The sequence below is a fragment of the Clostridium sp. LXY-7 genome (assembly GCF_056172015.1).
Genome location: NZ_JBLLJL010000004.1, coordinates 342483 through 355301, shown reverse-complemented (window position 1 = coordinate 355301; position 12819 = coordinate 342483). Strand labels below are relative to the sequence as shown.

At 28.9% G+C, this 12819-nt stretch carries 14 protein-coding genes; 2 read left to right on the top strand and 12 right to left on the bottom strand.

Translation table 11 applies throughout. From position 1 onward, the window contains the following. Positions 1 to 9: 9 nt before the first annotated feature. The 12 genes from ACI48Q_RS14875 to ACI48Q_RS14820 all read right to left on the bottom strand — a co-directional run bounded on the left by ACI48Q_RS14875 (position 10) and on the right by ACI48Q_RS14820 (position 10480). Complete coding sequence (locus ACI48Q_RS14875; protein ID WP_474919903.1) at positions 10 to 432, bottom strand: hypothetical protein; 423 nt, start codon at positions 430 to 432, stop codon at positions 10 to 12. A gap of 41 nt (positions 433 to 473) precedes the next feature. Further along, positions 474 to 659 carry a hypothetical protein gene (locus tag ACI48Q_RS14870; RefSeq protein WP_474919902.1) on the bottom strand — a complete coding sequence of 62 codons (186 nt, stop codon included), beginning with the start codon at positions 657 to 659 and terminating at the stop codon, positions 474 to 476. A 108-nt stretch (positions 660 to 767) separates the two neighbouring features. Beyond that, complete coding sequence (locus ACI48Q_RS14865; RefSeq protein ID WP_474919901.1) at positions 768 to 2117, bottom strand: MATE family efflux transporter; 1350 nt, start codon at positions 2115 to 2117, stop codon at positions 768 to 770. Between the two features lie 316 nt (positions 2118 to 2433). Next, positions 2434 to 3435 carry a phosphotransferase enzyme family protein gene (locus ACI48Q_RS14860; protein WP_474919900.1) on the bottom strand — a complete coding sequence of 334 codons (1002 nt, stop codon included), beginning with the start codon at positions 3433 to 3435 and terminating at the stop codon, positions 2434 to 2436. A gap of 316 nt (positions 3436 to 3751) precedes the next feature. Then, a complete protein-coding gene (locus tag ACI48Q_RS14855; RefSeq protein ID WP_474919899.1) occupies positions 3752 to 3961 on the bottom strand; it encodes a helix-turn-helix transcriptional regulator in 210 nt (69 codons plus the stop codon). A 584-nt stretch (positions 3962 to 4545) separates the two neighbouring features. Further along, a complete protein-coding gene (locus ACI48Q_RS14850) occupies positions 4546 to 5289 on the bottom strand; it encodes an ATP-binding cassette domain-containing protein (RefSeq protein WP_474919898.1) in 744 nt (247 codons plus the stop codon). A gap of 10 nt (positions 5290 to 5299) precedes the next feature. Next, complete coding sequence (locus tag ACI48Q_RS14845) at positions 5300 to 6190, bottom strand: glycine betaine ABC transporter substrate-binding protein (RefSeq protein WP_474919897.1); 891 nt, start codon at positions 6188 to 6190, stop codon at positions 5300 to 5302. A gap of 16 nt (positions 6191 to 6206) precedes the next feature. Continuing rightward, positions 6207 to 6836, bottom strand: a complete 630-nt coding sequence (locus tag ACI48Q_RS14840; protein WP_474919896.1) for an ABC transporter permease — start codon at positions 6834 to 6836, stop codon at positions 6207 to 6209. A gap of 411 nt (positions 6837 to 7247) precedes the next feature. Continuing rightward, a complete protein-coding gene (locus ACI48Q_RS14835) occupies positions 7248 to 8501 on the bottom strand; it encodes a sensor histidine kinase (RefSeq protein WP_474919895.1) in 1254 nt (417 codons plus the stop codon). Then, positions 8494 to 9174: a response regulator transcription factor gene (locus tag ACI48Q_RS14830; RefSeq protein WP_474919894.1), complete on the bottom strand. Its 681-nt coding sequence runs from the start codon at positions 9172 to 9174 to the stop codon at positions 8494 to 8496. Before ACI48Q_RS14830 ends, ACI48Q_RS14835 begins: the two co-directional genes overlap by 8 nt. Next, on the bottom strand, positions 9171 to 9722 hold the full coding sequence (locus ACI48Q_RS14825) for a ubiquitin (RefSeq protein WP_474919893.1): 552 nt from the start codon (positions 9720 to 9722) through the stop codon (positions 9171 to 9173). Before ACI48Q_RS14825 ends, ACI48Q_RS14830 begins: the two co-directional genes overlap by 4 nt. 212 nt (positions 9723 to 9934) lie before the next feature. After that, on the bottom strand, positions 9935 to 10480 hold the full coding sequence (locus ACI48Q_RS14820; RefSeq protein WP_474919892.1) for a DUF4342 domain-containing protein: 546 nt from the start codon (positions 10478 to 10480) through the stop codon (positions 9935 to 9937). A gap of 541 nt (positions 10481 to 11021) precedes the next feature. On the opposite strand from ACI48Q_RS14820, the gene vanG reads away from it, so the two are divergent. Together vanG and ACI48Q_RS14810 are read left to right on the top strand one after the other, a co-directional pair. Next, on the top strand, positions 11022 to 12074 hold the full coding sequence (gene vanG, locus ACI48Q_RS14815; protein ID WP_474919891.1) for a D-alanine--D-serine ligase VanG: 1053 nt from the start codon (positions 11022 to 11024) through the stop codon (positions 12072 to 12074). Continuing rightward, positions 12067 to 12819, top strand: a complete 753-nt coding sequence (locus tag ACI48Q_RS14810) for a M15 family metallopeptidase (RefSeq protein WP_474919890.1) — start codon at positions 12067 to 12069, stop codon at positions 12817 to 12819. The genes vanG and ACI48Q_RS14810 overlap by 8 nt, the downstream gene beginning before the upstream one ends.

The window sequence follows — 12819 nt, the reverse complement described above, 5'->3', positions numbered from 1 at the left end:
ATTCATTCTCTATATAAAATCTTTAATACTATCATCTTTTAATAGTTCAATTTTTGTAGGTGAAAATTCTATTGCATGTCCTTCTTCAATTACCTCAAATTTATGAGTGCATCCAGGATAAATAAGTATGAGGCTTCCTGCTTCTATATCAACTATCTCTATGTTTCTATTTGTTTCTTGGTAATCTCTAAAATAGCCTCTTATTTTTCCTTTACATAAATAAAGATACTCCATTTTATTTTTATGATAATGATTTCCTCTAGGTTCACCATTTTGTGGATAGTCAACATAAGCTATAAAATTTATTTCTTGAGTTGATAATACTGCTAGTTCTCCTTTATGATTTATCATTCTACTGATAGTTTCCTTTTCTCCATTAAAAGATTCATCATAAACTGGCAGCTTCTTAATAGTAAATCCTTTTTGATCCATCTTTATATCTCCATTCTATTTTAAAAATATATTTTTTAACTTTATTTATTTGAAAGCTTTGACTTATTAAAAATCACTTCTGCTAATATTTGTGCAATTATATATCCGATTGTTGTACTAACAAAAACTTGTTCCAAAAAAGGAACATGAAATATGTTTACATAAATCAAACGTAAACCTAATAAAATTAGTAATGCTAATATACATCTTAATAAAATTTTTTTCATAAAAAATTTCTCTCCCTATATATAATATAAGTTTATTTTACTAATAAACAATATCTTACTATTGTGAAGTGTTATTAACCGCTTACATTTAAATATTATTCACCATTTTTAACCTTTTCCTATCAGGTTTTTTACAATAACTTTGCTTTTCCATCTTCCATTTATGTAATACACATATGCTAGTACAAAACCAATGAACCAAGCTGTACAATTTGACCAATATATGCAATCCGAACCTATTTTACTTGAAAGAAAATACGCAATTGGTATTCTTATAATCCATAATGAAGTTACTGAAATAATCATAGGAATTATAGAATCTCCCGCACCTCTGAATAATGCATAAGCTATAAATTGAATAGTTGGAAATATATAAAAAAGACTATTAACTGCTAAATATTTCATTCCTATATCAATCACATCTTTATCCGTAACGAACATTGTCATTATTCCATTTTTAAATATTTGAATAATTAACGTTATACATAATACTGTTATTACTGACATTATTATAGTTGACTTAAAACCTTTTTTAACTCTTTCATATTTCCCTGCTCCAAAATTTTGTGCAACAAAGCTTGAAAGAGCTGAAGAAAATGTTATTACTGGCATAGTTCCAATAGAATCTATTCTTCCTGCTGCGCCAAATGCTGTTATTGTTTCTGTTCCAAATCCATTAATTAACGACTGTACTAGCATGTTTCCAACAGAAACAAGTAAATATTGAACACCTGCTGGCACTCCTATTTTTAGTATATGATACAATATATTTTTATCTAATTGTAAGTTTTTCAAATTTATTTTTAACGCATCATTCTTTCTATTAATATAGAAAAACCCAATGAAAAATGAACTTCCTTGCGCAATTAAAGTTGCATATGCTGAGCCTAATATACCCAATTTAAAAACAACAACAAATAAAATAGCAAGTATTATATTAATAATTGATGAAAACATTAAAAAATACAATGGTCTTTTTGAATCGCCTACACCTCTAAGCATTGAACTTATAATATTATATCCAAATATTAATGGGATTCCTAAAAAAGTTACCTTTAAAAACATATTAGACTGATATATAACATTTTCTGGTACTTTTAAAAATTCGAGTATTTTATAGCTAAAAGAATATCCCAAAATTGCTATTACCATAGAAGAAAGCATTATAAAAATAAATGAAGTATCTACAGTTTTTCTTAAATTTTGCATATCCTTAGCTCCATAGTATTGTGCAATTACAATGGTGGATCCCATAGTAATTCCTAATATTAGCGATAGTATAAAAAAATTGATTGGTAATGTTGTTGCAATAGCACCAAGTGCAACTTTACCTAAAGTTCTTCCTACAATAATACTATCAACTATAGTATAGGTTTGTTGAAGTATACTTCCAATTAACATGGGTAATGCAAAATTAAATATAAGCTTTGTTTCATTCCCATTTGTGAAATCCTTCATAAGATTGCCTCCCATTTTTTAAATATGCATTGTTAAAAGTTGAATAGCAACTTTTAATCTAATCCTTTAATTTTCAATACATATTTTAATTGTACTGTAACTCTACATGCACCGTAGATGTCATCTGATTCTTTATGAACTCGTTTAATTTCTATAATAAGTAATGAATCTTCTTTATTTTTCTCATTTCTTCATCTTTTGGTCTTAACTTTCCTTTACTATGTGTATATCAAATAGGGTATACTCCAGAATAGTACGGTATTATTAATAAATTATTTAATTTTATAATCGTTTCGTCATATGCTAAGATTTCACATTAGTTTTTTACAATTCCACTTACAATAGGAGTACCCTGCTCAATTCTCGATTCACTTTGTAAAATATAATTTCTCATCCATTCAGATGAATTAGATAAATCAACACTACGACATATTCCTATATAAACGATTATTTCTCTAAGTTTAAGAAAGGTAGGAATTTGTTTTAACCAATATTCATCTATATAATTTTCTTTATAGTAACCTTTCATGAAATTTTCTATAAACCTATATCCTTGAGCTTCCCTATCAGATATGCTATCATCTAGAAATACATAGGTAAGGTAAAACAATTGAATGGCTATGTCTTCTACAAACCAACTATATTGACATTCATCAAAATCAAAAATCTCAACCCCGTTATCGCCTAATATAAAGTTTCCAATATTAATATCTCCATGAATAATCCCAAATGAATTTGAATCCTTACTGAGTTGATTAATTATATTTATTAAAACATTATAACTTTCAAACACCTTATGCTGCTCTTTCGGAATGTATTTCTTAATATTTTTTAAATAATAATTATCTATCCACTCATGCCTCTTAATTTGATTTCGTGAAGGCTTATATTTCTTTGATAAATAATGTATTTTCCCTGTTATTCTGCCACATTCCTCAAATAGTTTATCATTATTAATATATTCAGGATAACTAATCTTTTCACCTATAGCTTTTTCGAAGGAAGTAACACTAAAGTATGAGTTTTCTAAATCAATCCGTTCTGTTAACTTACCTTGCATAGAATAAACAGGTCTTGAAGCTGGTATATCGTTATTAGTTAAATATAAAATCCAATCTAGTTCCCCTCTAACCATTTCTTCTTTACGACGTGTACTATGAGTAAATCTCAAAATATATGATTTTTCCCGCTTTTTATATTCATAAACAATGTTTTGGAAATTTCCAATTAAATTTAATGTTGTAATATCTATACCATATCTTTGCGCTGCTTCATTTAAAACATATGAATCAACTAGCTCTTTTACTTTATTCCCCAAATTTCTCACCGCCTATATTTGTCCATCGCTACAACTTTAGTGCGTAATATAACAATGTAGAATTAATTTAAGAAAATTATACCATGTAGTATTGAATATTCATCCATATATTTCATAAATTAGGTAACTAATATTTCTGATACCATACTATTTAATTGTCAAAAAACACTTCTATTACTTATTTCACCTATATTCATATGGTGAAGTAATAGTTATTTAACCCTTTATTTTAGTTGCGAAACAAAAATACCGCATATTCATGTTGAATAATACGGCATTTTACTACTTTAGTTTTAAAATTTTTCTTTGAAATATATTAAGATTCCTCTACAAATTCAAATAATTCTTCAACTGTAACATCAAATATTTTTGCTATATCCATAGCTAATTTTAAAGATGGATTATATTTACCATTCTCTAGATGAACAATAGTCTCGCGTCTCACGTCTACTAATTCGGCTAATTCATTTTGCTTCAATAAAGCTTTTTCTCTATATTCCTTTACCTTTGTTTTTAGAATGGTCAACTTGCTTAAATCCCCTTTCTCTCATAATAGCTAAATAAAACTGCTCTCAATATTGTAATTCCAGCTAAAGTTATAGATATTGAGAGCAGTACATTATCTCTATTTAACGATACTTCTCTTAAACTATAAGGTGTGCAAATAAGTACAATTGATGTTATGAGAATAATTTTAATAACACCTATACAAACCTTATCTGTTTTGCCTAATATTTTTTCTGCAAATTCATCAATAATATCTTTTTTCCTAAAAAGTGTCAATCCAAATAGAATATATAGTATCCATAAAACCGTTGATACACTTTTAGAATATTAGTCATTAAAGAAATCTCCCCTACCAACAATACACATCGTTAATATGAATAACATAGGTATTGTATCTAGTGACAATTGCATTTTTACGCTCATTTTTTTATTGCTCATAATAGACTCACCCTTCCATGTTATATATTTATAACTTTTATGTTATATATTTATAACATATTTTGATTTATGTCAATAATTCCAAGTAATATATTTACAAGTAGCTATTGGTCTATTTAAAAGCCAGATACTATATTATTCAATTCTCAAGGATATTTTTATTAATTACTTAGAAATATAATCATAGGGTGAAATTAATTCTTTTATAAATGATGTTGAGGGATAATTTGCAATATTTTCTTTTGTATCATATTGAATGATATTACCTTGATCCATAATTAAAATCCTATCTCCTAACATCATCGCTTCTTGAATATCATGGGTAACGAATAATATAGTTATTTTCAACTCTTGCTGAATTCTCTTGATTTCCTTCTGTAATTTCTTTCTCGTTATAGCGTCAACTGCACCAAAGGGCTCATCCATCAACATAATTTTTGGAGATCCAGCTAATGCCCTTGCGATACCTACACGCTGCTGTTGACCACCTGACAATTCATGGGGATATCTTCTTAGCATATCTTCCTCTAAGCCCAGTAAATGAATAAGTTCATAGACTTTATTTTCTATCTGTTTTTTATGGGTTTTCTGCAATTTAAGCACATAAGAAATATTATGGTAGATATTCATATGAGGAAATAATCCAGAATTCTGAATTGCATATCCAATGGATCTCCTTAAAATAATTGGATTGCTATTATGAATTTCTTTTCCACTTACAATTACCTCACCCTCATCAGGTAGATGTAGTGCATTTATCATTTTGAGGGCTGTTGTTTTACCACAACCTGAACTTCCAATAATGGTGATAAATTCTCCCTGATTTACCTTTAGATTAAAATCATGCAACACTTCTTTTTTTTCATAAAATTTCTTTACATTCTTAAATTCAATAATAGTGTCTTCCATTATAATCACCTTATTTCTTCAATAATCCCTTACTGATTAAAAACTCCTTAGCAACTGTTTTTTCATCTTTTCCTTCTTTTTCCACCTGATAATTCAAATTTGCCATTTCTTCATCAGTTAATATATTTTCCAGCTTCAAAAGCACTTGTTCTAATTCTGGATATTTTTTTAGCACATGATTTCTTACCACCGTTCCACAATAATATGTTTGGTAAAATGACTTATCATCTTTTAATACTACAGCGTCTGCTTTAGACAATTGCCCATCTGTTGTAAACATAACCATCACATCAATCTCTTTCTTCTCTAATGCTTGATATTTTAAACCAATATCTAAATCAACTTCTTTTTTAAAATTGTATCCATATTCCTTACATAAAGCATCATATCCATCTTCTCTTTCAAAGAAATCGTATTCAGCTCCAAATACTAATTCAGGAGCAATTTTTATCAAGTCTGAATATGTTTTAATACCATATTTATCTGCAATTTCTTTTCTTATAATAAGTCCATAAGTATTATTAAATCCATACATTCCTACCCATGATAAATCATACTTATCAGTATATTCTTGTTTTAATTGTTTCATTAATTCTTTATCACTTGGGAATTCTGTTTTTTTAAGAACATAGTTCCATGCTGTTCCTGTATATTCTGGATATAAATCAAAATCGCCTTTTAATAATGCTGGTTGAATATTTCCTGTTCCTCCACCAACTCCTTGGGTGATGTCCACAGATAAATCTGTATTCTCTTCAATAAAAAGACCCAATATTTCTCCAATTATCAATTGTTCTGTCATTGGCTTTGTAGCAATATTAATAACGGCTTTTGGCTCTTTAGAGCATCCTATTAATAATAAACACAAACATATTACAATAATGCTTATTGATTTCTTCATATTTTTCTTTCTCCTTCTATCTTATTTTTATTTTCTTTTCTACCAGCCCTATCAGCATATCAAATATCAAAGCGATAATTGCTATCAATAAGCTTCCTGCTATTGTCATGATTGTATTATTTGTTGTAATACCTCGATATATAGCAACTCCAAGTCCTCCTGCTCCAACAAATGATGCAATACCTGCTAAAGCAATTGTCATTACTACCATATTCCTAAATCCTGATAAAATTACAGGCAGTGCCAATGGTAATTTGATTTTATATAAAACTTGCAGTTTTGTACTTCCCATACCCGTTGCTGATTCGATAACAGCTGGTTCAATATTAGTAATTCCTGTATGTGTGTTTCTAACCATTGGTAATAGTGCATATACACACAATGCAATAATTGCTGTTGTATTTCCTATCCCAGAAAACGGAATTAAGAATCCTAACAAGGAAATGGATGGTATGGTATAAATAAAATTTACAATTGCTAAGATAAATGGGGAGGTTTTCTTAAATTCACTAATAAAGATTCCTAATAATAAGCCCATAATCGTTGCCATGGTTATTACTACAAAACAAATCATTAAATGTTCTTGAATTAGTTCAAAGAAGAAGTCCCATCTCTCTATGTATATCTTCAATATTTCTTTTATCATACTCTAACCTCGCTTTTTAGAATCCCATTCATTAGAAATAATCCTCAATACTATAATTTATTTTGTGAGTATGATAAATATGCCCTGTTATAAGCACTTTTTTATTCATATATATAAAGTTATCTTTTATCCTTATAACCACTTATCTATTAAATATCAGTAAACTACATGTCTATTTTTCATAGCTAATTCATCTTAAATATTATAAGTCCACATATCTTTTTTAAAATTGCAAAGCAAAAATACCGTAAAATCCACTTCTGAATAATACGGCATCTAAGAGATTATTTCCTTTTGTAATTATTAAATCTTGGACGAAAAGTAGAAATCTTTATATGGAGAAAAGATCATGCTTATAATTTTGAATCTTTTTTCTCTAAATTTATTTCTTTCAACTTTATTGTAAAGTCTTTAGTCACCTCTAGGTAAAAATACAGTTATCCTAGTACCAATTTCTTTTCTACTCAATACAGAAAAATAACCTTTATGCCTATCAACAATCCATTTTGCAATAGATAAGCCTAGACCTGTTCCCCCATTTTTTCTTACCCTTGCTGTATCTGCTCTAAAAAATCGTTCGAAGATATGAGACACATCTTGCTCATCCATTCCTATACCGTTATCTTGAACTGAAAAATAAGGTTCACCTTTTTCTGTTATCCCAGCTTTTAATACTATCTTTTCACCCTTTTCTGTATATTTCATAGCATTTTCAATTAATATTCTGACAGATTGCTTAAGTAAACCCTGATCTCCATAAGCCATTATATCTCCTAAGTTATTATACTCATATATATGATCTTCATCTATCATCATCGATTCTTCAAACACTTCATTTATCATCTCATTTAATAAGAAACTTTCACAGTTGAGCTGTGTTTTTCCATTAATTCCCCTAGCTAAAAATAATAATTGCTCTACTAAGTTTTCCATATTTTCAGCTTCACTTTTAATTGCAGTAATAGATTCATCTAATACCTTTTCATCTTTCTTACCCCAACGGTCTAACATATTAGCATAACCTTGAATTACAGAAATAGGTGTTCTAAGTTCATGTGATGCATCTGAAACAAATCTTGCCTGCTGCCTATAAGAATCCCTCATTCTCTCTAAGAGATTGTTTATTGCCTCCTCTAGCTCATGCAATTCACTATCACCAGTATTAATTTTTTCATCTGAAATTACAGGACTAATTTTTGAAATAGCCTCTTCAAGATTTTGAAACTTATCTTCATCAAAGGACATATTACTGAGCCGGCTTGCTGTTTCTGCTATTTCATTAAGTGGGCTTAGATTTTTTCTAATTTTAGCAGTTCCAAATATGATCTCCTTTAATAATAATACTCCCTGAAAGATCACTGTATATATAAGTACTTTTCGCACTATTAATAGAAATCCACTTGCCTCTTTTACCATAGTCTTTCCATTCTCCCAAACTACAATATATGTTGCAGTATCTATAGGGAAAAATTCAAAGGCTCTTTTTGCCTCTGGTATAACTTCACCAAAGTAACTAAGTTCTCCCTGAACACACCACCACCCAATAACAATGGCTAGGCCGAACATATCTGTTAAAAGTGTTCTAAAAAAAAGTTTCCTAACAAAAATAGAATTCAGTTTAATGGCAATGGATGTTACCTTCTTTGTTGAATTTTCACTATTCATCTTTTATAACATACCCTACACCACGTACTGTTGATATTACTTTTATTTTAAATACATCATCTATTTTTGTTCTTAAATATCTCACATAAACATCTATTACATTAGTTTCTCCTACATAGTTATAACCACATAATTTTTCTAATAATACATCCCTAGTTAATACTATATTTTTATTTTCCATTAAAATTTGTAATAGACTAAACTCTCTACTTGTTAATTCTATTTCATTTTCATTGTAAGTTACCCTATGCCTAGCTTTGTCTAAAGATAGCTTTCCACAAGTTATTACATCATTATCTTGTTTTTTAATAACAGTTCTCTTTTTAAGAGCTGTTCTTATTCTTGCTAATAGTTCTTCTATTGCAAAGGGCTTTGTAATATAGTCATCTGCTCCTGCATCGAGCCCTGACACCTTATCCATAACAGCATCCCTTGCAGTTAACATTATTACAGGTAAATCTGAGTTTTTTCTAAGTCTTCTCAAAACCTCTAATCCATTAATTTGCGGAATCATTATATCAAGAAGTACTAAATCAACTTCTCCTTTTTCTGCAATTTCAAGACCATCTCTTCCATTATCAGTCTTTATTATCTCATAACCCTCATGTATAAGTTCTAGCTCTATAAATCTTGCAATCTTCTCTTCATCTTCAACAATCAAAATTTTAATCATCTTTTATAACCTTTCTTAAAATTATCTTTTATTTCTTTTACATGATTTGATATTTCTTTAAACACATAATTAACCTTACTATCTTCTATATTTTTACCTACTAAGGAAAACTCTATATCAAAGAATAGCGCAACTATAATTAAGGGAATTAATATCCAAAATGCAAACATAATAAGTAATATCACTACTGTAAGAGGAAGCTTAAGCATTACCAAATGATCCTTCTTTATCTCAAGAAAAATATTATTACATTTATCTATAGCTTCACATACTAATGTGAAAAAACCTCCTGAACTGCCTTCCTTTTTATAACCTTTATAGTTGACTATTGCTTTTTCATGACTGTCTTTATAATTTTCCTCATGAATCTTCTTATTTTCATTAGTAAAATACACACTGACAGAGGGACTTTTTAACTTCCCCTCTTTTTCTAAATAAACCATAGCATCTAGAATATCCCAATTTGACTCTTCTAGTGCTATTTTGGCTTCTTCATAACTTATATTAGTTTTATTTTTCAGCTTTTCTACAGTTTTGAGATTTTCCATAAATACTCCTCCACCTGTATGATATGAGTATATTTCTATTTGCAAATCAATTTTACCACAACTAAATTATACCATTACGTTAAATATTTTTATATTATTTCATATATTAAATTAAGTAAGGGTGTATCAAAACCTTTATTATAATTTTGATACACCCTATAATTTTATCTATATATTCCCAAATTGCCATTTATATATTTAGTAGGCAATTCTTAAGCCTTCTTATATCCTTCTTTAAAGTCATTTTTCATATTCTGTGCTGATTCTGAAGCTTTTCCAAAGATATCATTTACCTTATTATTAACATTGGGCCCTGCTATTGAGTATTTATATCCACACAATAATCCAAGTACTAATAATACTGCCACAGGGGCAAATGCAACTAGAAGTAAAATTGTAGATATTGTTAAAGATACCTTAATTGGTCCTTCCTCCTGTTTTTTTATTACAAAATAATTTACATTTCCTTTTTTTATAATCTTGCCTACAAACCTAAATAACTTTCCTAGGGTTTTTCCAAATCCATCACAGCTTTCTTCTTTTTTTTCATCATGACTTTCTTCGTTCTCTTCTTTATAGCTGTCTTTATCTAAGGTTATAATTGTAGTAGTCTCTGAGTTCTCACTCTTCCCTTGTCTTTCTAGATAAATTATAGCATCAAGAAGATCCCAATCTGATTTTTCTAATGCTGCCTCTGCTTCTTCATGGCTTACTTTTGCCTTATCCTTTAAAATTTCAATCATTTCAATTCTTTCCATATAAATCATCTCCATAGCTTTAATATACTTATATAATAGTTGATGAAAATTAATCTAAAATATAAGAAAGATTAAAATTGGATTAAAAGTTTTTAAATATACATGTTTTAATAAAGTTTCTCCATTATAAATTAATTGATATGAGCTTCATATTATCCCTGCTCAACAGTTTATTAAACATACTTGTAATATGAATTATCTTTATTGCAACTTATATATATAAATATAAAAACTATGAATATGAATTAAGAAATTCTTAAGAATTCTATCAGTCATTAAGTAATATTTATCCTTTATCATACGAGTATAGAATTTAATATTTCAAATTTGTCGTCAAAAGTAAATTTAAATTATTTTAAAATACTGGGGATGCTTTTACTGTTTATAATAAAATTTTCGAAAACACTGCTTACTGAAAATATTAAGTGTTCCATAAGTAATTCTTAAGAGATCAATAAGTAGATATATACAAAATTTTTCTTAGATTTCTATAAACTATAATTATTACCCATACGGTTATTTACGGAAGGAGAAATTAAAAATGAATAGAAAAAAAATTGCAGTTTTATTTGGTGGATGTTCTACAGAATATGAAGTTTCTTTGCAGTCTGCATGCTCAATTATAGAACACATAGACCACGAACTTTATGAGGTAGTACCAATTGGAATAACAAAAGAAGGAACATGGTATCTATATGGAGGAGTACTGGAGAAGATTATGAAGAATACATGGATGACAGATAAAACATGTCTACCTGTTATGATATCACCAAATAAATGTGATCACGGAATTTTTATATTACACCCAGAGCATATTGAAAATTTCAGCATAGATGCTATCTTCCCAATTTTACATGGAAAAAATGGAGAAGATGGTACAGTTCAAGGGCTTTGTGAACTTGCGGGAATACCAATTATCGGTTGCAATACATTGAGTTCTGCATTATGCATGGATAAAAACAAAGCACATATAATTGTACAATCTATGGGTATTGAAGTTCCAAAGTCAGTTATCATAAAAGAGCATTTAAATGAAGCTCTATTATATGAAAAAATAAAATATTTAAAGTTGCCTTTATTCGTAAAACCCGTAAAAGCTGGATCATCATTCGGAATAACAAAGGTACAGCAAAAAGAAGAATTATCTCAAGCAGTAGAACTAGCCTTTACCCATGATGATGAAGTCATTATTGAAGAAAATATTGAAGGCTTTGAAGTTGGATGTGCCATATTGGGAAATCACCAGCTAATTATAGGCAAAGTGGATGAAATTGAATTATCACAAGGTTTTTTTGATTACACTGAAAAATATACTTTGAAATCATCAAAAATACATATGCCTGCACGTATAACAAATGATATGGCAAAACGTGTTAAAAAAACAGCCTCCACCATCTATAGAGCTTTAGGATGTTCAGGATTTGCCAGGGTAGATATGTTTTTAAGCGCAGATGGGGACATTGTTTTTAATGAGGTCAATACAATTCCGGGATTCACTTCTCATAGCAGATACCCTAATATGCTAAAAGGTATTGGAATGAAATTTGAGGAAATTATAGAAAATTTAATAAGGATGGCCATAGATTATGAATAGAATACTAATTCAAGAACAAGAAATTTATAAAGGCAATCTAATTCTTGTAAATAGAAATCACCCTATTAAGTTCAAGGTGGAACAAGGAAAATTAATACCTGTCACTGAAACAGAACCCACCATTTTTCTAGAACAAACTTCATTGACAATGCTCGAAAAATTACTTACTGCAGTTTCTTCAAATGGAGAAATTGTACCTGTAAGTGGATATAGAAGCTATGTAGAACAAAAAGATATTTACATCAATTCCTTAAAAGAAAATGGAGAAACATTTACACATAAATATGTGGCCTTTCCAAATTGCAGTGAACATCAAACAGGATTAGCAATAGATTTAGGACAAAATAGTGAATACATAGATTTTATCACACCAGATTTTCCCCATTATGGTATTTGCCAAAGGTTTCGAGAAAAAGCCTGTGAATACGGATTTATTGAACGTTATCCTGCAAATAAAGAAAATATTACTGGCATTGGAGCAGAGCCGTGGCATTTTCGATATGTAGGAGTCCCACATTCACTTATCATGAAAAGGAAAGAAAAAACATTAGAGGAATACATGGAGTTTTTGAAGAAAACAAATTACGATAACCCCTATATTTATCAAGATAACCATGGATGTATTGAAGTATTTTATCAAGAATATAGGGAGGAATTAAAAGAATTATGCTTACCGGAAGATTTACCTTATGAAATATCAGGAAACAATGTAGATGGTTTTATCATTACTGTATGGAAAAATTAA

What these genes read in the sequence shown, in the direction of transcription:
- ACI48Q_RS14875 (WP_474919903.1), bottom strand. Translation starts at nt 432, where the DNA reads ATGGATCAAAAAGGATTTACTATTAAGAAGCTGCCAGTTTATGATGAA.
- ACI48Q_RS14870 (WP_474919902.1), bottom strand. Translation starts at nt 659, where the DNA reads ATGAAAAAAATTTTATTAAGATGTATATTAGCATTACTAATTTTATTA.
- ACI48Q_RS14865 (WP_474919901.1), bottom strand. Translation starts at nt 2,117, where the DNA reads ATGAAGGATTTCACAAATGGGAATGAAACAAAGCTTATATTTAATTTT.
- ACI48Q_RS14850 (WP_474919898.1), bottom strand. Translation starts at nt 5,289, where the DNA reads ATGGAAGACACTATTATTGAATTTAAGAATGTAAAGAAATTTTATGAA.
- ACI48Q_RS14845 (WP_474919897.1), bottom strand. Translation starts at nt 6,190, where the DNA reads ATGAAGAAATCAATAAGCATTATTGTAATATGTTTGTGTTTATTATTA.
- ACI48Q_RS14840 (WP_474919896.1), bottom strand. Translation starts at nt 6,836, where the DNA reads ATGATAAAAGAAATATTGAAGATATACATAGAGAGATGGGACTTCTTC.
- ACI48Q_RS14835 (WP_474919895.1), bottom strand. Translation starts at nt 8,501, where the DNA reads ATGAATAGTGAAAATTCAACAAAGAAGGTAACATCCATTGCCATTAAA.
- ACI48Q_RS14830 (WP_474919894.1), bottom strand. Translation starts at nt 9,174, where the DNA reads ATGATTAAAATTTTGATTGTTGAAGATGAAGAGAAGATTGCAAGATTT.
- ACI48Q_RS14825 (WP_474919893.1), bottom strand. Translation starts at nt 9,722, where the DNA reads ATGGAAAATCTCAAAACTGTAGAAAAGCTGAAAAATAAAACTAATATA.
- ACI48Q_RS14820 (WP_474919892.1), bottom strand. Translation starts at nt 10,480, where the DNA reads ATGGAAAGAATTGAAATGATTGAAATTTTAAAGGATAAGGCAAAAGTA.
- vanG (WP_474919891.1), top strand. Translation starts at nt 11,022, where the DNA reads ATGAATAGAAAAAAAATTGCAGTTTTATTTGGTGGATGTTCTACAGAA.
- ACI48Q_RS14810 (WP_474919890.1), top strand. Translation starts at nt 12,067, where the DNA reads ATGAATAGAATACTAATTCAAGAACAAGAAATTTATAAAGGCAATCTA.